The 26,598-nt window shown below is 71.1% G+C and carries 24 protein-coding genes, 1 pseudogene and 1 riboswitch; of the genes and pseudogenes, 9 read left to right on the forward strand and 16 right to left on the reverse strand.

Features of this window, described 5'->3' with window-relative positions; all coding sequences use genetic code 11:
- Position 1 precedes the first annotated feature (1 nt).
- Together ABZS97_RS24595 and sigJ are read right to left on the reverse strand one after the other, a co-directional pair.
- Positions 2–475 carry a hypothetical protein gene (locus ABZS97_RS24595; protein ID WP_356140492.1) on the reverse strand — a complete coding sequence of 158 codons (474 nt, stop codon included), beginning with the start codon at positions 473–475 and terminating at the stop codon, positions 2–4.
- A gap of 101 nt (positions 476–576) precedes the next feature.
- A complete protein-coding gene (sigJ, locus tag ABZS97_RS24600) occupies positions 577–1,455 on the reverse strand; it encodes an RNA polymerase sigma factor SigJ (protein WP_356140515.1) in 879 nt (292 codons plus the stop codon).
- Between the two features lie 193 nt (positions 1,456–1,648).
- Between sigJ and ABZS97_RS24605 the strand changes: the two genes are divergently transcribed.
- Positions 1,649–2,131, forward strand: coding sequence for a nuclear transport factor 2 family protein (locus ABZS97_RS24605; protein ID WP_356140493.1), 483 nt, complete (start codon positions 1,649–1,651; stop codon positions 2,129–2,131).
- Positions 2,128–2,769, forward strand: coding sequence for an LUD domain-containing protein (locus tag ABZS97_RS24610; RefSeq protein ID WP_356140494.1), 642 nt, complete (start codon positions 2,128–2,130; stop codon positions 2,767–2,769). Before ABZS97_RS24605 ends, ABZS97_RS24610 begins: the two co-directional genes overlap by 4 nt.
- 112 nt (positions 2,770–2,881) lie before the next feature.
- On the opposite strand, the gene ABZS97_RS24615 is transcribed toward ABZS97_RS24610, so the two are convergent.
- The gene (locus ABZS97_RS24615) at positions 2,882–3,199 is read right to left on the reverse strand and encodes a MarR family winged helix-turn-helix transcriptional regulator (protein WP_356140516.1); all 318 of its coding nucleotides are present in this window, start codon (positions 3,197–3,199) and stop codon (positions 2,882–2,884) included.
- A gap of 58 nt (positions 3,200–3,257) precedes the next feature.
- The gene (locus ABZS97_RS24620) at positions 3,258–4,754 is read right to left on the reverse strand and encodes a fatty acyl-CoA synthetase (RefSeq protein WP_356140495.1); all 1,497 of its coding nucleotides are present in this window, start codon (positions 4,752–4,754) and stop codon (positions 3,258–3,260) included.
- 112 nt (positions 4,755–4,866) lie between these two features.
- On the opposite strand from ABZS97_RS24620, the gene ABZS97_RS24625 reads away from it, so the two are divergent.
- A complete protein-coding gene (locus ABZS97_RS24625; protein WP_356140496.1) occupies positions 4,867–7,281 on the forward strand; it encodes a penicillin acylase family protein in 2,415 nt (804 codons plus the stop codon).
- Positions 7,282–7,337: 56 nt separating this feature from the next.
- Here ABZS97_RS24625 and ABZS97_RS24630 read toward each other — a convergent pair whose 3' ends face one another.
- The 4 genes from ABZS97_RS24630 to ABZS97_RS24645 form a co-directional block, all read right to left on the reverse strand.
- On the reverse strand, positions 7,338–8,264 hold the full coding sequence (locus ABZS97_RS24630) for a hypothetical protein (RefSeq protein ID WP_356140497.1): 927 nt from the start codon (positions 8,262–8,264) through the stop codon (positions 7,338–7,340).
- A gap of 146 nt (positions 8,265–8,410) precedes the next feature.
- Positions 8,411–9,949, reverse strand: coding sequence for a carboxylesterase family protein (locus tag ABZS97_RS24635; RefSeq protein ID WP_356140498.1), 1,539 nt, complete (start codon positions 9,947–9,949; stop codon positions 8,411–8,413).
- Positions 9,950–10,150: 201 nt separating this feature from the next.
- Entirely contained in the window at positions 10,151–11,701 is a 1,551-nt protein-coding gene (locus tag ABZS97_RS24640) for an acyl-CoA synthetase (protein ID WP_356140499.1), read from the reverse strand.
- The gene (locus ABZS97_RS24645) at positions 11,698–12,810 is read right to left on the reverse strand and encodes a nitronate monooxygenase family protein (RefSeq protein WP_356140500.1); all 1,113 of its coding nucleotides are present in this window, start codon (positions 12,808–12,810) and stop codon (positions 11,698–11,700) included. The genes ABZS97_RS24640 and ABZS97_RS24645 overlap by 4 nt, the downstream gene beginning before the upstream one ends.
- A 243-nt stretch (positions 12,811–13,053) precedes the next feature.
- On the opposite strand from ABZS97_RS24645, the gene ABZS97_RS24650 reads away from it, so the two are divergent.
- Positions 13,054–14,823 (forward strand): serine hydrolase, encoded by a 1,770-nt coding sequence (locus tag ABZS97_RS24650; protein ID WP_356140517.1) that lies wholly within the window; start codon positions 13,054–13,056, stop codon positions 14,821–14,823.
- Positions 14,824–14,846: 23 nt separating this feature from the next.
- Here the strand turns inward: ABZS97_RS24650 and ABZS97_RS24655 are convergent, their stop codons facing one another.
- The 6 genes from ABZS97_RS24655 to ABZS97_RS24680 all read right to left on the reverse strand — a co-directional run bounded on the left by ABZS97_RS24655 (position 14,847) and on the right by ABZS97_RS24680 (position 22,171).
- Positions 14,847–16,406 carry an NAD(P)/FAD-dependent oxidoreductase gene (locus ABZS97_RS24655; protein WP_356140501.1) on the reverse strand — a complete coding sequence of 520 codons (1,560 nt, stop codon included), beginning with the start codon at positions 16,404–16,406 and terminating at the stop codon, positions 14,847–14,849.
- A 171-nt stretch (positions 16,407–16,577) separates the two neighbouring features.
- On the reverse strand, positions 16,578–18,857 hold the full coding sequence (locus ABZS97_RS24660; protein WP_356140502.1) for a tetratricopeptide repeat protein: 2,280 nt from the start codon (positions 18,855–18,857) through the stop codon (positions 16,578–16,580).
- A complete protein-coding gene (locus tag ABZS97_RS24665; protein ID WP_356140518.1) occupies positions 18,839–19,717 on the reverse strand; it encodes an oxygenase MpaB family protein in 879 nt (292 codons plus the stop codon). Before ABZS97_RS24665 ends, ABZS97_RS24660 begins: the two co-directional genes overlap by 19 nt.
- Before the next feature lie 57 nt (positions 19,718–19,774).
- Entirely contained in the window at positions 19,775–20,965 is a 1,191-nt protein-coding gene (locus tag ABZS97_RS24670; RefSeq protein WP_356140503.1) for an acyl-CoA dehydrogenase family protein, read from the reverse strand.
- 194 nt (positions 20,966–21,159) lie between these two features.
- Positions 21,160–21,924: a CbtA family protein gene (locus ABZS97_RS24675; protein WP_356140504.1), complete on the reverse strand. Its 765-nt coding sequence runs from the start codon at positions 21,922–21,924 to the stop codon at positions 21,160–21,162.
- 25 nt (positions 21,925–21,949) lie between these two features.
- Positions 21,950–22,171 carry a CbtB-domain containing protein gene (locus tag ABZS97_RS24680; protein ID WP_356140505.1) on the reverse strand — a complete coding sequence of 74 codons (222 nt, stop codon included), beginning with the start codon at positions 22,169–22,171 and terminating at the stop codon, positions 21,950–21,952.
- Between the two features lie 36 nt (positions 22,172–22,207).
- Positions 22,208–22,371, reverse strand: a riboswitch (cobalamin riboswitch).
- 99 nt (positions 22,372–22,470) lie between these two features.
- On the opposite strand from ABZS97_RS24680, the gene ABZS97_RS24685 reads away from it, so the two are divergent.
- Positions 22,471–23,049: a histidine phosphatase family protein gene (locus ABZS97_RS24685; RefSeq protein ID WP_356140506.1), complete on the forward strand. Its 579-nt coding sequence runs from the start codon at positions 22,471–22,473 to the stop codon at positions 23,047–23,049.
- Positions 23,050–23,101: 52 nt separating this feature from the next.
- On the opposite strand, the gene ABZS97_RS24690 is transcribed toward ABZS97_RS24685, so the two are convergent.
- Positions 23,102–23,476: a ferredoxin gene (locus ABZS97_RS24690; RefSeq protein ID WP_356140507.1), complete on the reverse strand. Its 375-nt coding sequence runs from the start codon at positions 23,474–23,476 to the stop codon at positions 23,102–23,104.
- Between the two features lie 122 nt (positions 23,477–23,598).
- Complete coding sequence (locus tag ABZS97_RS24695; protein WP_356140508.1) at positions 23,599–23,994, reverse strand: nuclear transport factor 2 family protein; 396 nt, start codon at positions 23,992–23,994, stop codon at positions 23,599–23,601.
- Between the two features lie 82 nt (positions 23,995–24,076).
- On the opposite strand from ABZS97_RS24695, the gene ABZS97_RS24700 reads away from it, so the two are divergent.
- The 4 genes and pseudogenes from ABZS97_RS24700 to ABZS97_RS24715 form a co-directional block, all read left to right on the forward strand.
- Complete coding sequence (locus ABZS97_RS24700; RefSeq protein ID WP_356140509.1) at positions 24,077–24,640, forward strand: PadR family transcriptional regulator; 564 nt, start codon at positions 24,077–24,079, stop codon at positions 24,638–24,640.
- Positions 24,641–24,789: 149 nt separating this feature from the next.
- Complete coding sequence (dhaK, locus tag ABZS97_RS24705; RefSeq protein ID WP_356140510.1) at positions 24,790–25,782, forward strand: dihydroxyacetone kinase subunit DhaK; 993 nt, start codon at positions 24,790–24,792, stop codon at positions 25,780–25,782.
- A 46-nt stretch (positions 25,783–25,828) separates the two neighbouring features.
- Positions 25,829–26,446, forward strand: coding sequence for a dihydroxyacetone kinase subunit DhaL (gene dhaL / locus ABZS97_RS24710; RefSeq protein WP_356140511.1), 618 nt, complete (start codon positions 25,829–25,831; stop codon positions 26,444–26,446).
- Positions 26,421–26,598, forward strand: a pseudogene (locus ABZS97_RS24715) (PTS fructose transporter subunit IIA); the annotation flags it as partial. The gene dhaL and the pseudogene ABZS97_RS24715, both read left to right, overlap by 26 nt.

Here is a 26,598-nt window from a genome sequence, read left to right on the forward strand (position 1 = left end):
GTCACTGTTCGCCGACGGGTGGCTGTCGCGCGAGGAACTCCTCGAACGCCGCCTTCTGCTTCGGATCCATGAAGCCTTGGCGGACGTTGCGGGCCTTCTCCTGGAGCCAGTGCGCCTCGTCGGGGTCCAGGAGCTCGGCGACCACGACGCCTCCGCGAGCGACCGCCGTGCGCCCGCCCACGCGACGGCGAAAGAGCGTGAACGGGCCGAATTCCGCTGGGTGGGCCAGCTCCGGCTTTTCCGTATCGGCCGGGTTCTCGTCCCGGGCGTCACTCGTCGGGTAGGCGTTCGGGGCCCAGTGCTCCCAGAGCGCCAGTGTGGCTGCCGGCACCAACACGGCGCGCTCCCCCACTTCAGTCCCCTCCCAGATGAACGTGACACTGACGGGCTCGCCGACCGCCTCGGCCAGCCCGAGCACCCTCTCCATCTCATCGTTGATCGGGTAACCCACCACTACATCCATCTCAATTCCCATGGTTCCCGAGGCTACTGGCCGCCACTGACAGGACAGCCACGCCAAGGACGAGCAAGGAAACCTCGGCGCGGGTCACGGGCGCGGACCACCGCGCACGCACCTCAACGCATCGCCCACGGCCGGAGCTTGTCCGGGTTGCGTACCGCCCAGATGCGTGTGATCCGCTCGTCCACCACCTCGAACGCGAACACGGTCACGATCCGGTCGTGCTGCTGGACCACCAGCCCGGGCAGGCCGTTGACGGTGCGCTCGAGCAGGGTGTGCGCGGGCGCGACCTCGGCGATCCGCAGGTAGGCGCGGGCGATCTGCTCGCCGCCGACCATCGGATCCAGGATGGTGAGGGCCTTGCCACCGCCGTCCGCGACCCAGACGGCGTCCGGATCGAGCAGGCCGATCATCGCGCCGATGTCCTTCGCCCCCCAGGCCGCCTTGAAGTCCCGGACCACCGCGGCATGACCGGCGCTCGGGCCCGCGTCGGCCCGTGCCTCGCGAATCCGCCGCCGGGCCGAGGAGGCCAGCTGACGGCAGGCCGCGGAGCTGCGCCCGACGATCTCGGCGACGTCCGCGAACGGGTAGCGGAAGACGTCGTGCAGGACGAACGCGACGCGCTCGGCCGGGGTCATCGACTCGAACACGACGAGGAAGGCCATGCTGACCGACTCGTCCAGGCTGACCCGGTCGGCAGGATCCACGCCGCCGTCGGCCGCTCCCCCGCTGATCCACTCGGTCGGCTCGGGCAACGGCTCAGGGATCCATTCACCCACGTACGTCTCCCTCCTGACCCGCGCCGAACCGAGCAGGCTCAGGCAGACACGGCTGGCCACCGTCGTCAGCCAGGCGGCCGGGACCTTGATGTCCGCTCGCTGGGCATCGGTCAACGCATACCAGCGGGCGTAGGTCTCCTGGACCACGTCCTCGGCGTCGGCGAGCGAACCGAGCAGCCGGTACGCCAGGTTGATCAGCCGCTGCCGCTCGTCCATGACCACGTCCTCGCCGCTCACGCGCACCCGGTCCCCGTTTCTCGCTCGTATCCGATCGTCCACACATCTTCGACCGGGCAGGCCGCCGAAATGTGAGGTCGGGCGTCCGCGCGACAGCGCCGCCTCACATTCCAGGCGGCTGCATGGTCGAAGTGGTGAAGACGAGTACGCCATCCATGGCAGGAAGAAGATGATGACCGACTTTCAAGCCATCGCGGACCGCGTCGAGATCGACGCGCTGCGCGCCGAGTTCACCGACGCGGCGATGATGCGGGACCGCGCCCGCCTGGCTGCGCTGTTCACCGAGGACGGCGTGCTGCGCATGCCCGATGTGCCGATCGAACTGACCGGCCGGGAGGAGATCCGCGTCGGCGGCGAGCGGCTGCAGGCCCAGTGGGACTTCTTCGTGCAGAACACGCACCCGGGCTCGGTGGTGATCGACGGCGACACCGCGACCGGGCGGGCCTTCATGTACGAACTCGCCCGCCTCCGCACCGGTGTCGAGGGACAGAACTTCGCCGTCTACCACGACGTCTATCGGCGCACCCCGGACGGCTGGCGGTTCGCCGAGCGGGTCTACGAGATCAGATACCTCGACACCACCCCGCTCGGCGGCTCCGCACCCGCGCCGAACAACCGGACCCCGCACGAGCAGCAGGAAGGCAAGCAAGCATGAGCACGCCGATCACGACGACGACGACCGAGACGGACTTCGCCGAGCCGGTGCCCGCGCCGCAACTGAAGCGGGCGGCCGCAGCGCTGCGTGAGCACGGCTTCGCCGTCGAGATCCTGGACGACATGACCGCCGCCCGCGGCCGCGTCGGTGAGCTGATACCCGAGGGCGCGTCGGTCTTCACCGGGGCCAGCGAGACGCTACGGCTTTCCGGCATCGACGAGGACCTCAACGCCGGCGGACGCTACGACGCGATCCGGCCGAGGGTGCTGGCCATGGACCGGGCCACCGAGGGTGACGAGATCCGGCGGCTGATCAGCAGCCCGGACGTGGTCGTCGGCAGCGTCGCCGCGGTCACCGAGACGGGCTCGCTGGTCGTCGCCTCGGGCAGCGGCAGCCAATTGCCCGCCTACTCCGGCGGCGCCGGCCGGGCGATCTGGATCGTCGGCGCGCAGAAGGTCGTGCCCGACCTGCCGACCGCGATGCGCCGGCTCGAGGAGCACGCCCTGCCGTTGGAGGACGAACGCGCCCGGAAGGTCTACGGCGTGCCGAGCGCGATCAACCGGCTGCTCGTACTGCACGCCGAGCCTCACCCCGGCCGCGTCACCGTTCTGCTGCTGCGCGAGGCCGTCGGGTTCTGATCCCCGGCCCGGCCCGGCGCAGCGAACCGGGCCGCCCGGGCCGGCGGCTGGTGCGTGGCGCGTATCCGGCCGCCGGGACAGGTCTGCCAGTCGACGGCGTCGACGGCGCGGTTCAGTGCACGGTGTCGTCCAGGGCTTTGTCGATCTGACCGAGTGCGCTGGTCAGTCGCGTGTATTCGGCTTGGGACAGCGGTCCTACGAAGTACTGCTCGACGACCTGGGCGTGAACGCCTGCCGCGAGGACAAAGGCGGTGCGGCCCTGGTCGGTCGGTTCCACCAGGACACTCCTGCGGTCCGCGGGCGCCGGCACGCGGCTGACCAGACCGGCTTCCTCCATACGGTCGACCAGTCGGGTGATGCCGCTGCTGGTCAGCGTGAGGTCGTCGGCCAGCCGACGCTGCGAGACCCCCTCCCCGGCCTGACGGCAGATGCCGCACGGTCAGCGTCTCCAGCGGGCTCCGGCAGCGGCGGCGATGATGGTGGTGCGTTCACCCCCCGAACCGGTCCCTCAACTCCCGCTTCAGGATCTTCCCGCTGGCGTTGCGCGGCAGCTCGTCCACGAACAGCACGCGCTTGGGGGCCTTGAAGTGGGCGAGGTTCTCGCGGGCGTGGGCGAGGAGTTCGGACTCGGTGACCTCGCCCCGGGGGACTACGACGGCGGTGACGGCCTCGATCCAGCGGTCGTCGGGGAGCCCGATGACCGCCACCTCGGCCACCTTCTCGTGGGTGTAGAGCGCGTCCTCCACCTGGCGTGAAGCGACGAGCACTCCACCGGAGTTGATGACGTCCTTCACCCGGTCGACCACGGTGAAGTAGCCCTCGGCGTCCCGTACGGCGAGGTCGCCGGAGTGGAACCAGCCGTCGCGGAACGCCTCGGCGGTCTCCTCGGGCTTGTCCCAGTACCCCTCGCACAACTGCGGCGAGCGGTAGACGACTTCACCGGGCGTCCCGTCGGGGACGTCCTTGCCGTTCTCGTCGACCACCCGGGCGTCCACGAACAGGACGGGCCGCCCGCAGGAGTCCATCCGGCCTTTGTGCTCGTCGGGTGCGAGGACCGTGGCCAGCGGGCCGATCTCGCTCTGGCCGAAGCAGTTGTAGAAGGCCAGCTTCGGCAGCCGGGCGCGCAGCCGCTCCAGGACGGGCACCGGCATGATCGACGCCCCGTAGTACGCCTTGCGCAGCCCGCTCAGGTCGCGCGTCGCGAAGTCGGGACGGTTCGCCAGCCCGATCCAGACGGTCGGGGGTGCGAAGAGGCTGTCCGCGCGGCCCGCCTCGACCAGGTCGAAGAGCTGGTCGCCGTCGGGCGCGTCCAGGATGGTGTTGGTGGCTCCGACCGCGAGATACGGCAGCAGGAACACATGCATCTGCGCCGAGTGGTACAGCGGCAGCGAGTGGACGGGCCGGTCGCCGGCGCTCAGGTCGAGGGCCGTGATCGCGCTCAGGTATTCATGGACGAGGGCGCGATGCGTCATCATCGCGCCCTTCGGCAGGGCCGTGGTACCCGAGGTGTAGAGCAGCTGGACCAGATCCCCGCTGCGCGGCTCGGGGCCGTCGTACGGAGCGGTCGCGGCCAGGCGCGCGAGCAGCGAGTCCTCGGTGTCCCGCAGCGCCACCGTGGAGACGCCGTCGGGTAGTCGGTGTGCGAGGTCGGGGTCGGTGAGAACGAGCGTGCTGCCGGACTGTCCGACGATGTAGGCGAGGTCGTCGCCGGTGAGGTTCTGGTTGATCGGCACGTGCACGAGGCCGGCGCGGGCGCAGGCGAGGAAGCCGATCAGGTAGGCGTCGGAGTTGTGGCCGTAGGCGCCGACCCGGTCGCCGGGGGCCAGTCGCAGGTCGAGCAACAGGCGGGCCGCGCGGGAGACGGCGTCGTCGAGTTCGGCGTACGTCCAGGAGCGCTCGCGGTAGTCGACCGCGACGCGTGCCGGGGTGCGCCGGGCGGTGCGTCGCAGTACCCCGTCAACCGTGCTGCCGTATTCGCGCGTCATGACACATGATCCTCGGTCCGCCTCCGAAGGAGGTCAAGTCAGACACACGACGCAGCACATACCCGTTGGTACGCTCAACCGCCCCTTCCCTCAATGACGTTGGGAGGCACGAATGCGCACCCGCTTCAGACGGCTCGTCATCACGGCCGTCGCCCTGCTCACCGCCACGGCCACACTGCCGGCGGCCGCGGCCGAACGACAAGGCCGTCAGGAACATCCCTCGCACGGCGGTCTGTCCGCCGTGATCCGCTACACCGAGTACGGCATTCCGCACATCGTCGCGAAGGACTACGCAGACCTCGGCTTCGGCACGGGTTGGGCGCAGGCCGCCGACCAGGTGTGCACGCTCGCCGACGGCTTCGTGACCGTACGCGGCGAACGCTCCCGCTGGTTCGGACCCGACGCCGCGCCCGACGGCTCGCTGTCCTCCGCCACCAAGAACCTCTCCAGCGACCTGTACTTCCGCGGGGTACGAAAGACGGGCACCGTGGAGAAGCTGCTCGCGGAGCCCGCGCCTCGGGGTCCGAGCCGCCAGGTGAAGGACCTGACGCGCGGGTGGGCGGCGGGCTACAACGCCTGGCTCGCCCAGAACAGGATCAGCGACCCGGCCTGCAAGGGGGCCGGCTGGGTCCGGCCGGTGACGACCCTGGACGTGGCCGCGCGCACCTTCGCGCTAGCTGTGCTCGGCGGCCAGGGCCGCGGCGTCGACGGCATCACGGCCGCGCAGCCGCCGACGGCCACATCCTCGACCACGGCCGCCCCGGACGCGCAGAGCGCCGCCCGCGCCGCGCGCGACCTCTTCGCCGCCGACCAGGCCGACATGGGCTCCAACGCGGTCGCCTTCAGCGGGACCACGACCGCGAACGGCCGCGGTCTGCTGCTCGGCAACCCGCACTACCCCTGGCAGGGCGGCCGCCGCTTCTGGCAGTCGCAGCAGACCATCCCCGGCGAACTGAACGTCGCGGGCGGCTCGTTGCTCGGCTCGGCGACGATATCCATCGGCCACAACGCACACGTGGCGTGGAGCCACACCGTCGCGACGGGCGTGACACTCAACCTGCATCAGCTGACCCTGGACCCCGCCGATCCGACGACGTATCTCGTCGACGGCAAGCCGGAGCGGATGACCCGGCGGACCGTCACCGTCGACGTGAAGGACGGCGTGCCGGTGACCCGTGCGCAGTGGTGGACCCGGTACGGGCCGGTCATCACCTCGCTGGGCGCGCAGCTCCCGCTGCCCTGGAGCTCCACGACGGCGTACGCCCTCAATGACCCCAACTCCCAGAACCTGCGCGCCTCCGACACCGCGCTCGGCTTCAGCAAGGCCCGCAGCACGGCCGGCGTCCTCGCCTCCCTGCGACGCACGCAGGGGATGCCCTGGGTGAACACCATCGCCGCGGACTCCGAAGGGCACTCGCTGTACACGCAGTCACAAGTACTCCCCCGGATCACCGACGAGCTGGCGCAGCGCTGCTCCACACTGCTCGGAAAGGTCACGTATCCGTCGGCGGGGGTCGCGATTCTGGACGGCTCGCGCGGCGACTGCGCACTGGGCAGCGACCCCGACGCCGCGCAGCCGGGGATCTTCGGACCGGCGAAGATGCCGGTGCTCAAGGACGCCTCGTACGCGGAGAACTCCAACGACAGTGCCTGGCTGGCCAATGCCGACCGGCCGCTGACCGGGTACGAGCGGGTCTTCGGCACGATCGGCACCCAGCGTTCGATGCGCACACGCGGCGCGGTCGAGGACGTGGCGGCGATGGCCGCGAAGGGCGGTCTGACCGTCGGTGACCTGCAACAGCAGCAGTTCGCGAACCGGGTGCCCGCGGGCGATCTCATCGCGGACGACGCCGCGGCCGGCTGCGCCTCGCTGCCGGGCGGCACGGCAACGGGCAGTGACGGAACCGCCGTTGACGTCTCGGGGGCGTGCGGTGTACTGAAGGCCTGGGACCACTCCATGAACACCGACAGCCGGGGCGCGCTGCTCTTCGACCGGTTCTGGCGCAGGCTGACAGCCGCGGTCCCGGCCGCGCAGCTGTGGAAGGTCCCGTTCTCGGCGGCGGACCCGGTCCACACGCCGAGCACCCTCAACACCGGCGCGCCGGGCTTCGCGACGGCCCTCGCCGATGCGGTGACGGAGCTGCGTGCGGCCGGCATCGCCCTGGACGCGAAGCTCGGCGCGAACCAGTTCGTCGTTCGCGGCGCCGAGCGGATCCCCGTGCCGGGCGGCACCGAGTCGCTCGGCGTGTGGAACAAGATCGAGTCGGTGTGGAACGCGGCAGCGGGCGGATACGCGGAGGTCACCACCGGTTCGAGCTACATCCAGGCCGTCGGCTGGAACGGCGGCCGCTGCCCGGTCGCCCGTACGCTGTTGACGTACTCCCAGTCCTCGAATCCGAACTCGCCGCACTACAGCGATCAGACGCGGCTGTTCTCCGGGGAGAAGTGGGTGACGTCCCGGTTCTGTGAGCGGGAGATCCTGTCCTCGCCCGCGCTCAGGATCGTCCGGATCGGCGAGCACCGCTGACAGACCGCTTCGCCCCGCCGGCCGCGGCGGGGCGGGGCGGGGCGAAGCGGACGGGTTCAGCTTCGGTTCGGCGCGTACCCGTGTCCTTCGCCGTACGGCACCGGCCGGCCCGTGAACGCGTCCAAAAGGACGCGGTCGCCGGCCGGCCGGTCCAGTTTCACCGTCACCTTCTCGCCGATCAGTTGGGCGGTGCAGGCCCCGTCCTTCGTGCCGACCATGGAGGCGTACAGCACCACGCTTCCGTCCGTCTCCAGGACGTGCACGGCCGGGCCGTCGTCGCACGCACCGTGCTGGGCGATCACCGTGACGGACCGGCCGTCCGCGGCCACCTCCACCAGGCCGCCGAGCGGCCACAACTGACCGCTGGGCAAATCGGCGGCCGGCTTGATCGGCGGCGCGGGGGGCTTCGACGGGCTGAGGGCGACTTGCTTGAGCGGGGTGTCGTAGCCCTTCACGGTGAACAGCCAGGCCGGGACGGTCGCCCGGCCGCGGCTGGTGAGCAGGCTCGTCTCGCCCAGTTCGGCGCCCGTCACCGTGAGGTGCGGCCCGTCGCCACTGCCGTCGGCCAAGGCTTCGTACGCCGTCCGCGCCCCCGTCAGCGGCAGCGTGAGCGAGCCGCCGCTCTCCCACTTCACGTGGCCGTTCTTCGGTGCGGCGGTGGGGAGTCGAGTGTGCAGGACGAAGTTGTGGGCGCCGTAGGCCCGTTTGTCGGCGTCGTTGCGGAAGGCGCGCTCGGGCAGCTGGACCGTGTCGCCCATCGGGTAGTAGCCCCTGCGCCAGGCTGCGGCAGCCGTGGAGCCGTCCCAGGCGGCGGCGACCTGCCGGGCCCTGGCCTTCGACTTCGGCGCGGGATCGGCGCCGGTGATCTCCGTGCCGAGGCCGTCGGCCCTCTCGCCACCGCAGCCCGCGAGTGCGCCGGTTCCGATGGCGAACAGGGCAAGTGCCGCCAGGAGATGGACGGTTCGGGCGTTGTGCGTGCGCATGGGTCCCCCGGGGCTGACGGTGACGGGCGGCGGCGGTGCGGTACGAGGTGGAAGCCGTACCGCCTCTATGACGCGCCGGCCCCCGGCGACGTTCGGTCCGTTGGCCACGTGGGCACGCGGTCGGGCTCGCGGAGGAACGCCCGCCGTCAGTGGCCGATCAGCGGCAGTGCAGGGAAGGTGTGGTTGTGCCAGAGCAGACGGGAGGCCTCCTCCGGATACGCGGTGACGGCCGGCCGGGTGTCGAAGACCCGCGTGAGGCGGTGCTCGAGGTCGTACGCGGGCCAGCCGGGGTCGCCGTGGGCGGCGAAGGCAGTCCACGCGGTGCGGAACTGCGCGGACAGCTCCTCCGCGGCGGGCGAGGGACTCTCGCCGATCAGCACGGCGGGCCGGCCGCTGCTCAGGTTGCCGAACACGAGGGGTACGTCGAGGCCGTGGCAGGCCTCGAACATGCCTCCCATTCCCGGTGCGGGCCAGACCAGTTCGTACACATGGGCCCGCCCGCCGCCGGCGATCTGCGCGGTGGCGAGGTGGAGGCTGGGCATGCGGAACAGCCAGTCCGAGTTGACCAGTTCGTACAGCTCCTGCGGGCCCGCGGCCGGGAACGCGTCACGGTAGCGCTGTACGCCGTCCGGGCCGGGGGCGAAGAGCTGGAGAGCGGTCGCCGCCTGGTCTTCCGTCACCTGCCCGAACATGCCCTCGATGACGGTGAACAGCCGCTGCTCGTCGCGGGTGTGTCCGACGAGAAGTTCGATGTCCCGGCAGGCGCCGTCGGCCAGGGCCTGCCAGGGAGTGACGGGCAGGACATCGCCGTCGACCACGGGCGAGAAGGGGATCGACCGGTGGGCGGCCAGACCCCAACGATCCACGAACGAGGCCGTCTTGGCGGCGACCGCGTCACCGGCGGCGGCCAGCCGGTCCGGAGCCACGGTCGACAGGTCGGCCACCGTGGGCCGCAGCCCCAGCTCGGCGGCGCAGGCGGCGGCGACGTCGGCAGCAAGCGCGGGTGAGAAGAACGTGCCTGGCATGCTCTGTACGACCGCCCGGCGGAAGAGCCCGGACGCACGTGGCATCGCCGACAGGGCGGCGACCGACCCCCCGCCCGCCGACTCTCCGAAGACCGTGACCTGCGCCGGGTCGCCCCCGAAGGCGCGGATGTTGTCGCGCACCCACTCCAACGCGGCGACCTGGTCGAGCAGGCCGCGGTTTGCCGGCGCTCCGTCGAGGTGGGCGAAGCCCTCGATGCCCACGCGGTAGTTGAAGGTCACCATGACGAGCCCGCCGTCCCGCGCGAGGCGGGCCCCGTCGTACTCGGGCAGGCTGGACATGCCGATGCTGTAGGCGCCGCCCTGGATCCACACCATGACCGGAAGTTCCGCTCCCGGGTGCGGTTCGGGCGACCAGACGTTGACCGTCAGCCAGTCGGCGCCCGCCGCGTCCCGCGAGAGGGCGTCCATGCCGAAGTGACCGGCCTGCGGAGGCGGCGGGCCGTACGCCTTGGCCGGGCGCACGCCGTCCCAGCCCCGCACCGGCTGTGGCGCGGCGAAACGGAGCGCGTCCACCGGCGGCTCGGCGAAGGGGATGCCACGGAAAACCGCCACTCCCGCGTCCACGGTGCCGCGCAGCGCCCCGGCTGCGGTGCGGACCTCGGGCTCGGAGCCGGTCGGCTCGGTCGCGGCAGTCGCCATTGCAGTCCCCTCCAGGGCAGCGCGAACGCGTGCACGGACATCGCCGGCGGCACGTCATCCGCACCCACCGCGCGCAGCTTGGGCAGCAGCGTGCGACCGGCCCTTCTGTCCGGGCGGTCGCACGGCCGACACCAGGAATCATCCCGCCGAGTCAGGATGAGGGCCAACGATTATCCGCGCACGGCTACGGCACCTGACACGTCACACGGGCCGGGCGTGTCCCTCCCAGTACGGGTCGCGCAGCCGCCGTTTGTAGAGCTTTCCGTTGGGGTCGCGGGGCATGACCTCGATGAAGTCGACGCTCTTGGGGCGTTTGTACCCGGCGAGCTGCTGTGCGCAGTGGGCCAGGAGGTCAGCGGCGAGGTCAGGGCCCGGATCGTGCCCGGGGGCGGGCTCCACGACCGCCTTCACCTCCTCGCCCCAGTCGTCGTGCGGGATGCCGAAGGCGGCGGCGTCGGCGACGGCGGGATGGCTGAGCAGCGCGGCCTCGATCTCGGCCGGGTAGATGTTGACGCCACCCGAGATGATCATGTCGATCTTGCGGTCGCGGAGGAAGAGGTAGCCGTCGGCGTCGAGGTAGCCGAGGTCGCCGACGGTGAAGAAGTCGCCGATGCGGTTCTTCCGCGTCTTGCTCTCGTCCTTGTGGTACGAGAACCCGCCGGTGCTCATCTTCATGTAGACGGTGCCGAGTTCACCGGCGGGCAGCCTGTTTCCGTCGTCGTCGAAGACGGCGAGTTCGCTGATCGGCCAGGCCTTGCCGACCGTCCCGGGCTTCTTCAGCCAGTCCTCGGCGGTGGCGAACGCGCCACCGCCCTCGCTGGCCGCGTAATACTCCTCGACGCTGTTGCCCCACCACTCGATCATGGCCCGTTTGACGTGATCCGGGCACGGGGCGGCACCGTGGATCGCATGCCGCATGGACGACACGTCATATGTCTGTTTGATGTGGTCCGGCATTGCGAGCAGACGGTGGAACTGTGTCGGGACCATATGGGTGTGGGTGCACCGGTGGGCGTCGATGAGACGCAGCATCTCCTCGGGCGACCACTTGTCCATGAGCACCAGCCGGTGGCCGATGTGCAGGGACGCGCCCGCGAACTGGAGCACCGCCGTGTGGTAGAGCGGCGAGCACACCAGGTGCACGTTGCCGTCGAACGGCTTGATCCCGAAGATGCCGAGGAACCCTCCGAGGTAGGTCTCCTCCGGGAGCTTTCCGGACAGCGGCCGGCGGATGCCGCGGGGGCGTCCGGTGGTGCCCGAGGTGTAGTTCATGACCCAGCCGAGCGTGCGGTCGGCGGGCGCCGACCCGGGCTGTCCGTCCAGGAGTTCGGCGTAGGGCCGGAAGCCCTCGACCGTGCCGACGGCGTACCGCTGCGCCGCGGGCAGCCCGGCCTCGTCGGCGGCGTGGCGCGCTGCCTGCGCGAACCGTTCGTGGGCGATGACGACCTTGGCGCCCGAGTCGGAGACGATCCAGGCGATCTCGGGGCCGACGAGGTGGTGGTTGACGGGCACGAGGTAGAAGCCGGCCTGCGAGGCGGCGAGATAGGCGACGAAGAACTCGACACCGTTGGGCAGGACGACCGCGAAGGCGTCGCCGCGTTCCAGGCCTGCCGCCCGCAGTCCATGGACCAGCTGGTTGGCGCAGGTGTGCAGACGGCCGGCGGTCCACTCCTCACCGTCGGGGGTGATCAGTACCGGCCGCTCGGGGTCGGCGGAGGCCTGGGCCCAGAAACCGTTCGGGGGTGTGCTCACGACTGAGCGCTCCTTCCGGCGATTCGGTTGATCCGGTCGACCGCGTCCTCGAATCCCCGCGTCAGGTCGTCGAAGACGGCCTGGACGCTGCGCTCGCTGTTCATCCGGCCGACGATCTGACCGACAGGAGTGCCGAGCAGGGGCTCCACCTCGTGCTTCTGGATGCGGGAGACCGCCTCGGCGACGAGCAGGCCCTGCAACGGCATGGGCAGCGTGCCGGGCCCGCTCGGGTCGTCCCAGGCGTCGGTCCACTCGGTGCGCAGCTGGCGCGCCGGTTTCCCGGTCAGCGCCCGCGAGCGGACGGTGTCGCCGGACCCGGCGGCAAGCAGCTTCTGCGTCAGTGCGCGGGAGTGCATGTCCGCCTCTGTGGTGGTCAGCCATATGGATCCCAGCCACACACCCTGGGCACCGAGACTGAGCGCGGCGGCCACTTGCGGTCCGCTGCCGATGCCGCCGGCGGCCAGCACGGGCAGCGGGTCGACAGCGTCCACGACTTCGGGGGTGAGCACCATCGAGGCGATCTCCCCGGTGTGGCCGCCCGCCTCGTAGCCCTGGGCGACGACGATGTCGATACCCGCCTCCGCGTGCTTGCGCGCGTGCCGGGCGCTGCCCGCGAGGGCGGCGACGAGCACGCCTTGTGCGTGGGCGCGTTCGACGACGTCGAGGGGTGGTGAGCCCAGCGCGTTGGCGAGCAGTTTGATCGGATAGCCGAAGGCGACGTCGAGCTGGGTACGGGCGACCTGCTCCATCCACCCCGTGATGCGCCACCCGGGCGCCTCCCCCTCGGCCAGCTCGGGCACGCCGTACTTGGCCAGCGTGTCCCTCACGTACTGCCGGTGCCCCTCGGGGATCATCGCCTCGACGTCGGCTTCGCTCACGCCCTCCACCTTCTTGGCGGGCATGACCACGTCCAGGCCGTAGGGCTTTCCGTCGACATGGGCCTCGATCCAGTCGAGGTCGCGTTTGAGATCGTCGGGGGCCGTGTAGCGGACCGCGCCGAGCACACCGAACCCGCCTGCCCGGCTGATGGCCGCGGCGACGGCGGGAAACGGCGTGAAGCCGAAGATGGCGTGCTCGACTCCCAGTTTCTTGCTCAGCTCCGTCTGCATGGCCGCAGGATGCCGCAGTCCCCCGGACGAGGGAAGCCCTTTTCTGATGCTCCGTCAGTTTTCTCCGGCCATCCGGGCGATACGACGACGGGGCCGACCGGCAGGGTTGACACACCCCACGACTGACACGAAAGTTTCACTCCGCACGACGAACCCCGAAAGATACTTTCAGGCGGCGCGGCGGGAGGCTCCTCGATGACCGAAGGCGCACACGGCAGAACGGTCGGCGACGCGGCGGGCGGGATGCCGTGCAGCAGTGGACTGACCCGCCGTCAACTCGCCCGCCGGGCCATGGCGTTGGGCGGCGCCCTGGCCATCGCCCCCTTCCCCGCGGGACCGGCGACGGCCGCGGAGAAGAACCACCGGCACCCGACCCTGCGCCGCGGCACCGCCCACCGCGCCGGACTGCTGGATCAGCACCTGCGCCAACTCGTCACCGACGCCGAGTCGTTCCTCGGCCCCTCCCCCAAGCACCCCTGGTACGCGGGCGCCGTACTGCTCGCCGGACGGGGCGGCATCGTGGCCCTGCACCAGCCGATCGGCAAGGCCGTGCGCTACGCGGCGTACCACGAGAAGACGGACACCGGCGTCGAGTTCCCGGCCGACCAGCAGATCCCCATGGCCGAGGACACCGTCTTCGACCTCGCCTCCGTCTCCAAGCTCTTCACTTCCATCCTCGCCGTGCAGCAGATGGAGCGCGGCGCGCTGGAGCTGGAGGCGAAGGTCGCCGCCTATGTCCCGGAGTTCGCCGGCGCGGGCAAGCAGGACATCACCATCCGCCAACTCCTCACCCACACCTCCGGCTTCCGCGCCTGGATCCCCCTCTACAACGCGCCGACCCGCGAGGGAAAGCTCCAACTGATCTGGAACGAGGCGCCGCTCAACCCGCCGGGCACCGCTTACCTGTACTCGGACCTGAACCTGATCTCCCTGCAACTGGTCCTGGAAAGGGTCACCGGCCGCACTCTCGACACCCTCCTGCACGACGAGATCACCGCCCCGCTGGGCATGCACCGCACGCGCTACAACCCGCCCGCCGCCTGGAAGCCGAAGATCGCCGCCACCGAGGATGCCCGCAAGCCCTGGTCGGGACTCGACCGCGGCCTGGTGTGGGGAGAGGTGCACGACGAGAACGCCTTCAGCCTCGGCGGTGTCGCCGGACACGCGGGCGTCTTCTCCTGCGCCTGGGACCTGGCGATCCTCGGCCGCACGCTCCTCAACGGCGGCGTGTACGGCAGAGCGCGCATCCTGCGGCCGGAGACGGTGCAGCTGATGTTCACCGACTTCAACACCGCCTTCCCGGGCGACGAGCACGGCCTCGGTTTCGAGCTCTACCAGCACTGGTACATGGGCGCGATGGCCACTCCGCGCACCGCCGGGCACACCGGGTTCACCGGAACCTCGCTCGTCCTCGACCCGACGACCGACTCGTTCCTCATCGTCCTCGGCAACTCCGTTCACCCCGTGCGCACATGGCGATCCGGCTCCGCTCCCCGGGTCGCCACCGCGAACAGCCTCGCCCGGGCCGTGCCGGTGCGCCCCGCCCACGGCCGCACCGCCTGGTTCTCCGGCATGGCCGGCGCCGGCACGGCGACCCTGACGCTGCCCACGCTCGACACCGCGGCCCGCTCCGCCCGTCTGCACTGCACCCTGTGGTGGGACACCGAACCCCAGTCCGATGCCCTCTTCCTGGAGGCCTCGACCGACGACGGCGCCACCTGGCAGCCGCTCCCGTTCACCACCCGACACTCCGGCGAGGACCCCGCCGCACACCCCTCCGGCTCGGTCACCGGTTGGTCGGGGCGCGTCTGGCACCGCCTGGCCGCGGACCTTCCCGGGGCACAGCACCTCACCCTGCGCTGGCGGTACGCGACCGACCGGCTGTACGTCGGGCGAGGCGCCTACGTCGACGGGCTGCGGGTCGTCACCGGCGAAGAGACCCTCTTCGACGAGGCGCGCCCCGCGGACACGGCACGCATCCAGGCGGCCGGCTGGACGCCGTCGGCCGACTAGGGGGTGTCCGGGGGCGCGACGACTCAGCCGTCGACCTGCTCCAGCACGGCCATCGCCGCATTGTGCCCCGGCACCCCGCTCACGCCTCCGCCGCGCACCGCGCCCGCGCCGCACAGCAGCACGTTGGCGTGCGGGGTCTCCACACCCCAACGGCCGGTGCCTTCCTGGGCGTAGGGGAAGGCGAGATCGCGGTGGAAGATGTTGCCGCCGGGCAGACGCAGGTCGCGTTCCAGGTCGAGCGGGGTTTTCGCCTCGATGCAGGGGCGGCCGTCGGCGTCGGTGGCGAGGCAGTCGGCGAGGGGCTCGGCGAGGTGGGCGTCGAGTTGCGCCAGCGTCGACTTGAGGAGTTCCTCGCGCACACCGTCGTTGTCGCGCGCGAAGAGCCGGGCGGGCGTGTGCAGGCCGAAGAGGGTGAGGGTCTGGTAGCCCTGGTCGACGAGGTCGGGGCCGAGGATGGTCGGGTCGGTGAGGGAGTGGCAGTAGATCTCCGAGGGCGGGGCGGCGGGCAGTTCGCCGGATGCGGCCTGGGCGTGCGCGGTCGCCAACTGCTCGTAGCCCTCGGCGATGTGGAAGGTTCCGGCGAACGCCTCACGCGGGTCCACGGAGGTGTCGCGCAGCCTCGGCAGCCGTGTGAGCAGCATGTTCACCTTGAGCTGGGCGCCCTCGGCCGGGGCGGGCGGTGCGGCGCCGGTGAGGGCGGCGAGCTCCTGCGGCGAGGCGTTCACGAGGACGTGCCGGGCCGCGACCACGCCCTCCGTGTCGGCGGTCCGGTAGGTGACCTCGGCGGCCCGCCCGTCCGTCTCGATCCGCACCGCCTCGTGCCCGGTGGCGACGACGGCGCCCGCGGCGCGCGCCGCCGTGGCGATCGCGTCGGTGAGGGCCCCCATGCCTCCGACGGGCACGTCCCAGGCGCCGGTGCCGCCGCCGATCACGTGGTAGAGGAAGCATCGGTTCTGCCGCAGGGAGGCGTCATGGGCGTCGGCGAAGGTCCCGATGAGCGCGTCGGTGAGGACGACGCCTCGGACGAGGTCGTCGGCGAAGTACTCCTCGACGGCCGTCCCGATCGGCTCCTCGAACAGCAGGCGCCAGGCCTCCTCGTCGTCGACGCGGGTGCGCAGTTCGTCGCGGCTGGGCAGGGGTTCGGTGAGAGTGGGGAACACACGCTGGGCGACGCGGCCCGTCATGCCGTAGAAGCGCTGCCAGGACGCGTACTCACCGTTCGAGCCGGTCAGCCGGGCGAACGCCTCGCGGGTGCGCCGCTCGCCGCCGCCGACGAGCAGCCCGGTGGGACGTCCGTCCCGCTCGACGGGCGTGTACGACGACACGGTGCGCCCACGGACGCGGAAGTCGAGCCCGAGGTCCCGCACGATCTTCCGGGGCAGCAGGCTGACCAGGTACGAGTATCGCGACAGCCGCGCGTCGACCCCGGCGAAGGGCCGGGTGGACACGGCGGCGCCCCCGGTGGCCCCCAGCCGCTCCAGGACCAGGACCGATTGCCCGGCCCGGGCCAGGTAAGCGGCGGCGACCAGACCGTTGTGACCACCGCCGACGATGACGGCGTCGTATCCCTCAAGTGCAGGCATGCCTCTTCGTAGCACGGGATGATCTACGGCGGCCAGAGCTGCGCGGCAGGCGGCGGGCACCCGTCCGGGCGCAGGCCCCGGGGTCCGGGGCGCGGGGCGCGGGTCACGCCTGCGGCCGCTGGGCGCGGCGCTGCCCGTAGGAGCCCGCGGTCACCCACCGTCAGTCGTGGCTCAATGCCCGCCGGACGCCCGCTGCTGCCTCAGCACCGCCACCCTGCGGTACAGCTCCACGGCCTCCTGGCCTCGGCCGAGCTGTTCCAGGCAGTGCGCCTCGTCGTTGCGGCTGGCGAGGGCGTCCGGGTGGTCGGGGCCCAGGACCCGTTCGCGAGCGGCGGCGACACGCCGGTACTCGGTGAGCGCGTCGGCCCAGCGGCCGAGCCAGCCGAGGCCGACGGCGACCTCACGGCGGCTGACGAGGGTGTCCGGGTGGTCGGGACCCAGGACACGCTCGCGGATCGCGCACACGTCGCGGGACTCGGCGAGCGCCTCCTCCCAGCGGCCCATCCGGCCGAGGTTGACGCCGAGGCCGTGCCGGGCGCGCAGGGTCTCGGGGTGGGCGGGGCCGTGCACCCGGGTGCGGTCCTCGATCAGGTCGCGGTACAGCTCCAGGGCCTGCGCGCTGCGGCCGAGCCGGCCGAGGCTGATCCCGACCTCGTAGCGGGCGGCGAGGGTGTCCGGATGGTCGGGGCCCAGCGCACGGGCGCGCGCGTCGGCCACCTCCTGATACGTCTGGAGCGCCTCGGGCCAGCGGCCCAACTGGCCGAGTGCATAAGCGACTTCGTAGCGGGTGACGAGCGTGTCGGGGTGGGTCGCGCCGAGCACCCGGGCGCGGGCCGACGCCACCTCTGTCGCCATGCGGTACGAGTCCTCCAGCCGCCCGAGTCTGCTGAGGTTGAACGCGAGGTTGTGGCGGCAGCGCAGGGTGTCGGGGTGGTCGGGGCCCATGGCGTGCTCGCGGGCGGCGAGCACCGAGGTGTAGGCCTGGTGCGCCTCGAAGTGACGGCCCAACTGGCCGAGCACATAGGCCATTTCCTGGCGTGCGGCCAGCGTGTCGGGGTGGTCGGAGCCGAGCACGCGCTCCCTGGCCTGAGCGACGTGCGCGTACTCGCGCAGCGCTCCGGCGGGGTGCCCGGTGCGACTGAGTGTGAAGCCGACCTCGTAGCGACTGGCGAGGGTGTCCGGGTGGTCGGGACCCAGGGCGTGTTCGCGTTCGACGGCGACCGCGCGGTGCACCTCGCCCGCCTCGGTCCACCGGCCGAGCCGTCCCAGGCTCAGCCCTGCGTTGTGCCGCCCGGCGAGCGTGGTGACCAACTCCGGTGACGGCGCCGGGCGTTCACCGTGTGCCGGCTCGCGCATGTCGGTGGTGGCAGGGCGGGCGATCCACTCGCCGGTGAGCCCCGCAGCGGCGTCCGGCGGCGTGGAGCGCAGGTCGGCGCCGGTCGCCTTGTGGCCGGTGGTCATGCCGCGGGTCCAGGAGGGCAGGCGGGGTTCACGCGCGGGCGGCTGCTCCGGGCGTGTCCGGATCGAGGGTGCCGCGGGCCGGCGCTCCGTCGCGGGCCGGTGCACGGCGGGCGTCACCACCGTCGGTACGTACACCGGTGTGGTGCGGCCCGCACTGATCCGTCGGCCTACCTCACGGGCGTCCTGCGGCCGCTGCTCGGGCTGCTTGGCCAGCAGATCGAGGATGATCCGCTCCAGGTACTCGGGGAGTTCGGTCCGCCGGGCGCGCGGCGGTTCGGGCGGCGTGTCGCGGTGCCCGACCAGCACCGCCCACGCGTCGTCGAGGTCGAACGGCGGGGCCCCGGTGGCGATTTCGTACAGCACGCAGCCGAACGAGTACAGGTCGCTGCGGTGGTCCACCTGGGAGCCGCCGATCTGCTCCGGCGACATGTAGTGCGGGGTGCCCATCGCGATTCCGGTGCCGGTCAGCCGGGAGGTGAAGCCGATGTCATGGCCGAGGCGGGCGATGCCGAAGTCGCAGATCTTCACGGTGCCGTCGGTCAGTCGCATGATGTTGGCGGGCTTCAGGTCCCGGTGCACGATGCCCTGTTGGTGGGTGTAGGCGAGCGCCGCGGTCACCTGGTCGGCGATCTCGACCACGTCGGCGACCGGCAGCGGGTGCTGCTTGTTGTCCTCCAGGACCTGGCTGAGGTTGCGTCCCTCCAGCAGCTCCATGACGAGATAGAGCACGCCGTCGGACTCGCCGAAGTCGTGCACGACGGTCACTCCGCGGTGCTGGAGCGAGGCGGCCACCCGGGCCTCGCGGCGAAACCTCTCCCGCAGGACACGCGTGAAGGACTGATCATGGTGCGGGCCGAGGGGCTTGAGGCACTTCACGGCGACCTGCCGGCCCAGCGACTCGTCGCGGGCGCGCCACACCTCGCCCATACCGCCGCGCCCGATCAGATCGAGCAGCCGGTACCGGCTCTGGATCAGCCTGGTTTCCGCCATCTCGCGCGATCGCCCCCGTCGCTGCTCGCCTCGCCCTCCCCCGGCCCGTCCAGTATGGCGAGCTGTCTGCCGACTTTGTACGGTGCCGGGCGCGAGCCGGGGCCGAGCCGTGACATGGCGCGGATAATGTGTTTGGGCGGGAGTTGCCAGCGCAGACGCGCGGGAACACAGCGCAGCAAGGTGCCCGTGAGACGCAGGCGCCGGGTCACCACGGTCGATGGCGGGGCCGCTCTGCCGTACAACTCATGGGCGTACGGAGGCAGAGCGGCGTACGCCATACCGGCCACGCGCCGCCACAGCAGCGCACGTGCCGGGACGAGCAGCGGGTGCGTGGGCGGACGGCGAAGGAAGTCGTCCACGTCCCGCGCCTCCGGGCCCGCGGCCAGCTCCGGCAGCACCTTCTCGAAGTAGGCGGCCAGCTCCGTCCGATTCGCCGGTACGTCCTCGGGGTCGAGGCCCACCAGCCGCGCGCTGACGCGGTGCTCACCGATGTAGCGGTCGGCCTGGGCGTCCGTGAGCCGGAACCCGGAGCGCCGCAGGACGTGCAGATAGGAGTCGATCTCGGCGCAGTGCACCCACAGCAGCAGTTCGGGCTCGTCGACCCGGTACCGCTCCCCGCTGTCCGGGTCCGTCGCTCGCAGCATCGTGTGGATCTTCCGTACGCGCGCACCTGCCCGCTCGGCGGCCTCCGCGGTGCCGTACGTCGTCGTCCCCACGAAGTTCGCGGTCCGTATCAGCCGGCCCCACGCATCGCGCCGGAAGTCGGAGTTCTGCATGACGCCCCGCACCGCGCGCGGGTGCAGCGCCTGCAGATAGAGCGCACGGACTCCGGCGACCCACATCATGGGGTCGCCGTGCATCTGCCAGGTCACCGAGGAGGGTCCGAAGAGCCCGGGGTCCGCGTCCACACCAGCAGGCTAGCGCCGTACCCGCGGCATCCCCAGACCGATCCAGGAGATGATCTCGCGCTGGATCTCGTTGTTCCCGCCGCCGAAGGTGAAGATCACCGCCGAGCGGTAGCCACGTTCCAGGTCGCCGTGGAGCACGGTGCCCGCTGATCCCTCCTTGAGGATGCCGGGGGTGGCGACGATCTCCATCAGCCAGGCGTAGGCGTCGCGGCGCGTCTCGGAGCCGTACACCTTGACGGCGGAGGCGTCCTGCGGGGTGAGGGTGCCTTCCTGGACGGCGTTCACCATCTGCCAGTTGAGGAGTTTCATCGCGTCGAGGCGGGTGTGGGTCTGCGCGAGGCGGCGGCGGACCCAGGGGAGGTCGACGACGCGGCGGCCGTCGGCGAGCTTGGTCTCCATCGCCCAGCGCTGTACGTCGTGCAGGGCGCGGATCGCCATGGTGCCGTGCGCGGCGAGCGTGACGCGCTCGTGATTGAGCTGGTTGGTGATCAGCCGCCAGCCCTTGTTCTCCTCGCCGACCCGGCGGGAGGCGGGGACGCGGATGTTCTCGTAGTAGCTGGCAGTGGTGTCGTGCGAGGCGAGGGTGTTGATGAGCGTGCAGGAGTAGCCGGGGTCCGAGGTCGGCACGAGGAGCATGGTGATGCCCTTGTGCGGCGGCGCGTCGGGGTCGGTGCGCACGGCCAGCCACACCCAGTCGGCGGTGTCGCCATTGGTCGTCCAGATCTTCTGGCCGTTGACCGTGTAATGGCCGGTGGCCTCGTCTCCGTCACGTATGGCCCGGGTCTTGAGCGCGGCGAGATCCGTCCCCGCGTCGGGCTCGCTGTAGCCGATCGCGAAGTCGATCTCGCCGGAGAGGATGCGCGGCAGGAAGTACGCCTTCTGCTCGTCGCTGCCGAACTGCATGATCGTCGGGCCGACCGTGTTGAGGGCCATCAGCGGCAGCGGGACGCCCGCCTGAGCGGCCTCGTCGAAGAAGATGAACTGCTCCATGGGGCTCAGGCCGCGCCCGCCGTACTCCGTGGGCCAGCCCACGCCGAGCCAGCCGTCCGTGCCGAGCCGGCGGATCGTCTCGCGGTAGAAGCGCTTCTGGGCCGCGGGGTCGCCGTAGCGCGCATAGGCGTGGTCGGGCACCAGGTCCGCGAAGTATCCGCGCAGCTCGGTGCGCAACCGCTGCTGCTCGGGCGTGTATTCGAGATGCACGGCGCCTCCTGGCTCCAAGGCCGGACCTGACGGCGCACACCGTAGAACGTGTTTCAGAAATTGGGAATGCCGGTGACGTACGCATGCGAAAGGCCCCCAGGATTCGCGCCATATCCGGGGGCCCTGCGCCGTCGAGCGGCACTTCGGTGGATCGATCGGTGGATCGATGAAGCCGTGCGGCGATCGAGTGGTGGTCAGCGTGCGACGGGAGTCGCCCGCGCCTCCGCTCGCTTCTCCGCGGCCTTGGCCGGTTTCGGTGACAGCACCCGCTCCGCCAGCACACCGAAGATCAGCCCGAAGGCCGTCCACAGGGTCAGCTGGATGGCCAGGGCGGCCAGCCGGAACTGCCAGATGAGGCTGGCCGAGAAGTCCTTCGGCACCTCGTTCACCGCGGGCAGGAACCCGTATGCGAGGCCGATGGCGAGGAGGAAGAACGCCCCCGCGGCCAGTGTCGCGTTCCAGTTGCCCAGGCGTGGCGCGAGGCGCTTGCCCAGGATCACGGTGGCGACGGCCAGCAGCACGCTGAGCACCATCATCAGGAAGTACAGCGTGGTGCGCTTACCGATGGTGTCGGGCTCGCCCACGGACGGCGGGTTGGCGGGGTACTTCAGGAACGGCACGACGTAGACCGCGAGGAGGCCCGCCGCCGCGAGGAGCAGCGCACTGGCACGCGGTCCGAAGCGCCCGATCCTGCCGAGCGCGAAGCAGTACGCGAGGGCGGCGATGCCACCGAAGGCGACCCCGTAGACGAGGACGCCGGTGGCCAGGCCACCGGTGGACTGCATCGTGCGGGAGACGACCTCCATGCCGTGCTCGTGACTGTGCGACTCCTCGTAGGCGATCGCCGAGTCCACGCGCGGCTCACCGAGGAAGTAGGCGACGACCAGGGCGAGCAGGCCCGCGGCGAGACCCGCGAGCATGCCCCGTACCAGGAGGTTTCTGACAGTTGCGGAGTTCATGAGCTTCTACGATTCCCCGGCGCCGTCAGTGGCAGGGGAAGCCGAGCAGGTGGCGGGCGTCGTGCACCCACTCGTGGACGTCCGAGCCCGACATCACGGATGTGGCGCCCTGTTCGGCGCCGACGAAGTAGAGCAGAACCAGCATCAGGATGCCGAAGAAGACCGCCCAGGGGGCGATCGCACCGATCGGCAGCTTGGCGGGAACAGCGGTGGGTGTAGCGGTCGGCTGAGCGACGGACTGCGCCATGGGGCAGAACCTCCTGGGGAACTCGCGTCCCATTTCGGTGGTGCACAGGACGACGGCTGCGGGTCTGACTTGCTCGACCTTCACCACCCCTGGTGGGAGTGGCTCTTGCTGGGCTTACAGTGGCGCGACCGTGCCGGATTCTCACCGGCTTCCGCCGAACCGTCGTCAATATCGACGAGACCGTACCGCGAACCGGGGTTGCGGCCAAGGGCGCACGAAGGCGCGGAGGGTGCGCCGGTGGCCTGGTCACGTCGTCAGTTCCCCGATTTCACACGGGTGTTGAGCACGAGAGTGGACGTATGACGAGCCGAGTGATGTTGATCTCAGCCGCAATGAGTGTGGCCGTACGGGAAGCCCGCTTCGACGATGGATGTCCGGTTGATACCACGGGGCTGCGCCTCGCGCGGGCGGCCGCGGGGGCGGTTGCGGCCGTGGACCGGCCGCTGGTCTCCCCCTCGGTGCGCTGCCGCGAGACCGCGCACGCGCTCGGCCTCGGTACGGCGGCGGACGCGCCGGAACTCGCGGGCCTGGACGTGGGCCGCTGGCGCGGCGCGACCCTGGAGGAGGTGAGCGCGAGGGAACCGGAGGCGGTGGCCCGATGGCTGTCCGATCCGGGCTCGGCGCCGCACGACGGCGAGTCGGTGGAGGCCTTCTGCACACGGGTGGCGCACTGGCTGGACGCGACCGCACACGTCGCGGGCCGGACGGTCGCCGTGGTGGAGCCCGAGGTCGTACGCGCCTTGGTGGTACGGACGTTGGGGGCACCGGAGTCCGCGTTCTGGCGGGTCGACGTGCCGCCGTTGACCGCCACCGAGTTCAGCGGGCGATCGGGGCGCTGGAACGTACGGGCCGGACGGCCGCTCGGGGTCTCGGACTGACGCCGGGCACGAGGTGAGCTCCGTGCCCGGAGCGGTGTCGCGAGGAAGTCCGTCAGAGCAGTGTCGCGATGAAGTCCGTGCAGGCCTGGGCGCAGATGCGGCAGGCCTTCGCCCCGTCCTCGGCGCCGGCGTACTCGTCGAAGACCCGGGCGCACGCCAGGCAGACCTCGCGGCACCACTCCGCCTGGATGCGCAGGCCGGACTCGTCCTCGCGGATCTGCTCGGACAGCACGCGACAGGTCGCGTCGCACACCTCGGCGCACAGGACGCCTTCGCGCCTTACGCGTTGGTCCTCTTCGGATCCGTCCGGCTCCGCGAGGCTCGCACGCAGCGCGCACTCCCGCGCGCATTCCGTGCAGGCCTGTGCGCAGGCAAAGCGGTCCTCCAGGAATTGATAGAGCTCCTGCTGAGATGTCGTCGTAGTCACAAGACGCGGGTAGCCGAAGGAAATAGGGTCAAACCAGCAGCCTGCGGCACCCGCGCCGATACCGAGGCGCCCACGCCTCGCAGGCCGCCACCGCAACCCGCGTACTCAAGCCACGAAAGCGCTCAGGCGCCCTCCGCCCGCGCCGCCTCCGCCGCGATCTCCTCGAACTGCGCGCCCATCGCCTCGGAGAGGGCCAGCGCCGCCGACAGCGGGCGGACCATGACCGTCAGTTCGTCGATCCTGCCGTCCTCGTCCATGTGCAGGAAGTCGCAGCCGTGAATCTCCCTCTCGCCCACCTTGGCCTTGAAGACGAGGGCGTGGTCGCGGCCGTCGGCGATCTCCCGCACGTACTCGAAGTCGGTGAAGACACGGGAGACGCCGCGCAGGATGGCGGCGGTGATCGCCTTGCCGGGGTAGGGCTTGAAGACGACGGGGCTGGTGAAGACGACGTCGTCGGCCAGCAGGCTCTCGATGCCGGTGAAGTCGTCGGCCTCCACGGCCTTGCGGAAGGGGTGCATCACGCCCACCTTTCTTACTCAATTAGTTGACTAGATGCGGAGTAGGTTAGTCATCGCGGCGGGTGCCGTCTAGCCTGGGGGCATGGCATTGCGCAACGCACTCCTGGCCACCCTCCTGGAGGGCGAGGCGTCGGGATACGACCTCGCCAAGGGCTTCGACGCCTCGGTGGCCAACTTCTGGATGGCGACCCCACAGCAGCTGTACCGCGAACTCGACCGCATGGAGTCCGAAGGGCTCGTGGCGGCCCGGCTCGTGGAGCAGGAGCGCCGGCCGAACAAGCGGCTGTTCTCCCTCACCGAGGCCGGCCGCCGGGCCCTGTACGCGTTCACGGCCGAACCGCCGAAGCCGACGGCCATCCGCTCCGAACTCATGGTCAAGGTCCAGGCCGTCGACGAGGGCGACGAGCAGGCCGTACGGTCGGCGGTCGCCGGGCAGCTGGAGCGGTCACGCGACAAGCTGGCCCGCTTCGACCGGCTCCGCGACCGTCTCCTCGACGGCCGCACCGAACACGAGTTCCTGGAACGGGCCGAGCGCGTCGGGCCGTATCTGTCCCTGATGCGGGGCCGCGCCTTCGAGCAGGAGAACATCCGATGGGCCGAGCGGACCCTGAGCGTCCTTGAGCAACGCGCCTCCGTGCGGCCGTAGTCCCGGCGCCGCGGACAGCCTGCGCGACGGGTGACCTCCGGGACCAAAGCGCAGATACTGCCGGTGGACGGACCCCTCCTCCCCACTCGGCCGCCTACCCTGATCACGAGACCCAGAGCCCTGCCTGTTCATCGCACCAGGAGGTAACCATGAGGATGCTCATCAACGTCGCGGAGACAGTCGTCGCGGACGCGCTGCGGGGCATGGCGGCCGCTCATCCGGAGCTGACGGTGGACGTGGACAACCGCGTGATCGTACGGCGGGACGCTCCGGTGGCCGGAAAGGTCGGCCTCGTCTCCGGCGGCGGGTCGGGGCACGAGCCGCTGCACGGCGGTTTCGTGGGTCCCGGGATGCTGTCGGCGGCCTGCCCCGGCGAGGTCTTCACGTCTCCGGTGCCGGACCAGATGGTGCGTGCGGCGGCCGCCGTGGACAGTGGCGCGGGCGTGCTGTTCATCGTGAAGAACTACACGGGCGACGTACTGAACTTCGACATGGCCGCGGAACTCGCCGAGGACGAGGGCATCCAGATCGCGAAGGTCCTCGTCAACGACGATGTCGCCGTCACCGACAGCCTGTACACGGCAGGGCGGCGCGGTACGGGCGCCACGCTGTTCGTGGAGAAGATCGCGGGCGCCGCCGCCGACGAGGGCGCGCCGCTGGAGCGGGTCGAGGCGCTGGCCCGGCAGGTCAACGAGAACTCCCGCAGCTTCGGGGTCGCCCTCAGCGCCTGCACCACCCCGGCCAAGGGCAGCCCGACCTTCGACCTGCCGAGCGGCGAACTGGAGCTGGGCGTCGGCATCCACGGCGAGCCCGGCCGGGAGCGGCGCGCGATGATGACCTCGCGCGAGATCGCCGACTTCTCCGTGCACGCGATCCTGGACGACTTCACGCCGCGCAACCCCGTGCTGGTCCTGGTGAACGGCATGGGCGCGACCCCGCTCCTGGAGCTGTACGGCTTCAATGCGGAGGTCCAGCGCGTGCTGACCGAGCGCGGGGTCCCGGTGGCGCACACCCTGGTGGGCAACTACGTCACCTCCCTCGACATGGCCGGCGCGTCGGTGACGCTGTGTCAGGTCGACGAGGAACTGCTGCGCCTGTGGAACGCACCGGTCAGCACGCCGGGCCTGCGCTGGGGCATGTGAGCTCGCCTGACCCTCCGTCAACATCCGTACCACGCAAGGAGATTCCGTGCTCGACGCCGACTTCTTCCGCCGTTGGATGACGGCGACCGCCGCGTCCGTGGACCGCGAGGCGGAACGGCTGACCGACCTGGACTCACCGATCGGCGACGCCGACCACGGCAGCAACCTGCAGCGCGGATTCACCGCGGTGGTGGCCACTCTGGAGAAAGAGGCACCGGACACGCCCGGCGCCGTCCTGACACTCGCCGGACGGCAGCTGATCTCGACGGTCGGCGGCGCCTCCGGACCGCTGTACGGGACGCTGCTGCGCCGTACCGGCAAGGAACTCGGTGACGCGGCCGAGGTCGACCGGGCGCGGTTCACGGACGCGCTGCGCACCGGCGTCGACGCCGTGATGACGCTGGGAGGCGCGGCACCGGGCGACAAGACCATGATCGACGCGCTGGTGCCGGCCGTCGACGCGCTCGCCGACTCCTTCGCGGCGGCCCGGGCGGCTGCCGAGGAGGGCGCCGCCGCTACGACGCCGTTGCAGGCCCGCAAGGGCAGGGCGAGCTATCTGGGCGCGCGCAGCATCGGGCACCAGGACCCGGGCGCCACCTCATCGGCGCTGCTGATGGCGGCGCTCGCCGAGACGGCGGATGAGTCCGGTGAGTCCGGTGGGTGACGCCGGGGACAAGGCGGACAAGCTCGTCGGGATCGTGCTCGTCTCCCACAGCGCCGCCGTCGCCGCCTCGGTGGCCGAGCTTGCGACGGGGCTTGCGACGGGGCTTGCCGCCGGCCGGCGCGACGGGCGCCGTGGCGCCGCCGCCCGCAAGC

The sequence above is a fragment of the Streptomyces sp. NPDC005485 genome, assembly GCF_040606085.1.
Taxonomy (GTDB): Bacteria; Actinomycetota; Actinomycetes; order Streptomycetales; family Streptomycetaceae; genus Streptomyces.

Excerpts from the sequence above, each read along its gene's own strand:
- ABZS97_RS24605 (WP_356140493.1), top strand. The coding sequence starts at position 1,649 with ATGACCGACTTTCAAGCCATCGCGGACCGCGTCGAGATCGACGCGCTG.
- ABZS97_RS24675 (WP_356140504.1), bottom strand. The coding sequence starts at position 21,924 with ATGAACTCCGCAACTGTCAGAAACCTCCTGGTACGGGGCATGCTCGCG.
- ABZS97_RS24645 (WP_356140500.1), bottom strand. The coding sequence starts at position 12,810 with ATGCAGACGGAGCTGAGCAAGAAACTGGGAGTCGAGCACGCCATCTTC.
- ABZS97_RS24620 (WP_356140495.1), bottom strand. The coding sequence starts at position 4,754 with ATGACGCGCGAATACGGCAGCACGGTTGACGGGGTACTGCGACGCACC.
- ABZS97_RS24610 (WP_356140494.1), top strand. The coding sequence starts at position 2,128 with ATGAGCACGCCGATCACGACGACGACGACCGAGACGGACTTCGCCGAG.
- ABZS97_RS24660 (WP_356140502.1), bottom strand. The coding sequence starts at position 18,857 with ATGGCGGAAACCAGGCTGATCCAGAGCCGGTACCGGCTGCTCGATCTG.
- ABZS97_RS24625 (WP_356140496.1), top strand. The coding sequence starts at position 4,867 with ATGCGCACCCGCTTCAGACGGCTCGTCATCACGGCCGTCGCCCTGCTC.
- ABZS97_RS24700 (WP_356140509.1), top strand. The coding sequence starts at position 24,077 with ATGGCATTGCGCAACGCACTCCTGGCCACCCTCCTGGAGGGCGAGGCG.
- ABZS97_RS24635 (WP_356140498.1), bottom strand. The coding sequence starts at position 9,949 with ATGGCGACTGCCGCGACCGAGCCGACCGGCTCCGAGCCCGAGGTCCGC.
- ABZS97_RS24595 (WP_356140492.1), bottom strand. The coding sequence starts at position 475 with ATGGGAATTGAGATGGATGTAGTGGTGGGTTACCCGATCAACGATGAG.
- ABZS97_RS24695 (WP_356140508.1), bottom strand. The coding sequence starts at position 23,994 with ATGCACCCCTTCCGCAAGGCCGTGGAGGCCGACGACTTCACCGGCATC.
- ABZS97_RS24685 (WP_356140506.1), top strand. The coding sequence starts at position 22,471 with ATGACGAGCCGAGTGATGTTGATCTCAGCCGCAATGAGTGTGGCCGTA.
- ABZS97_RS24680 (WP_356140505.1), bottom strand. The coding sequence starts at position 22,171 with ATGGCGCAGTCCGTCGCTCAGCCGACCGCTACACCCACCGCTGTTCCC.
- dhaK (WP_356140510.1), top strand. The coding sequence starts at position 24,790 with ATGAGGATGCTCATCAACGTCGCGGAGACAGTCGTCGCGGACGCGCTG.
- ABZS97_RS24650 (WP_356140517.1), top strand. The coding sequence starts at position 13,054 with ATGCCGTGCAGCAGTGGACTGACCCGCCGTCAACTCGCCCGCCGGGCC.
- ABZS97_RS24665 (WP_356140518.1), bottom strand. The coding sequence starts at position 19,717 with ATGCACGGCGACCCCATGATGTGGGTCGCCGGAGTCCGTGCGCTCTAT.
- ABZS97_RS24630 (WP_356140497.1), bottom strand. The coding sequence starts at position 8,264 with ATGCGCACGCACAACGCCCGAACCGTCCATCTCCTGGCGGCACTTGCC.
- ABZS97_RS24655 (WP_356140501.1), bottom strand. The coding sequence starts at position 16,406 with ATGCCTGCACTTGAGGGATACGACGCCGTCATCGTCGGCGGTGGTCAC.
- sigJ (WP_356140515.1), bottom strand. The coding sequence starts at position 1,455 with ATGGACGAGCGGCAGCGGCTGATCAACCTGGCGTACCGGCTGCTCGGT.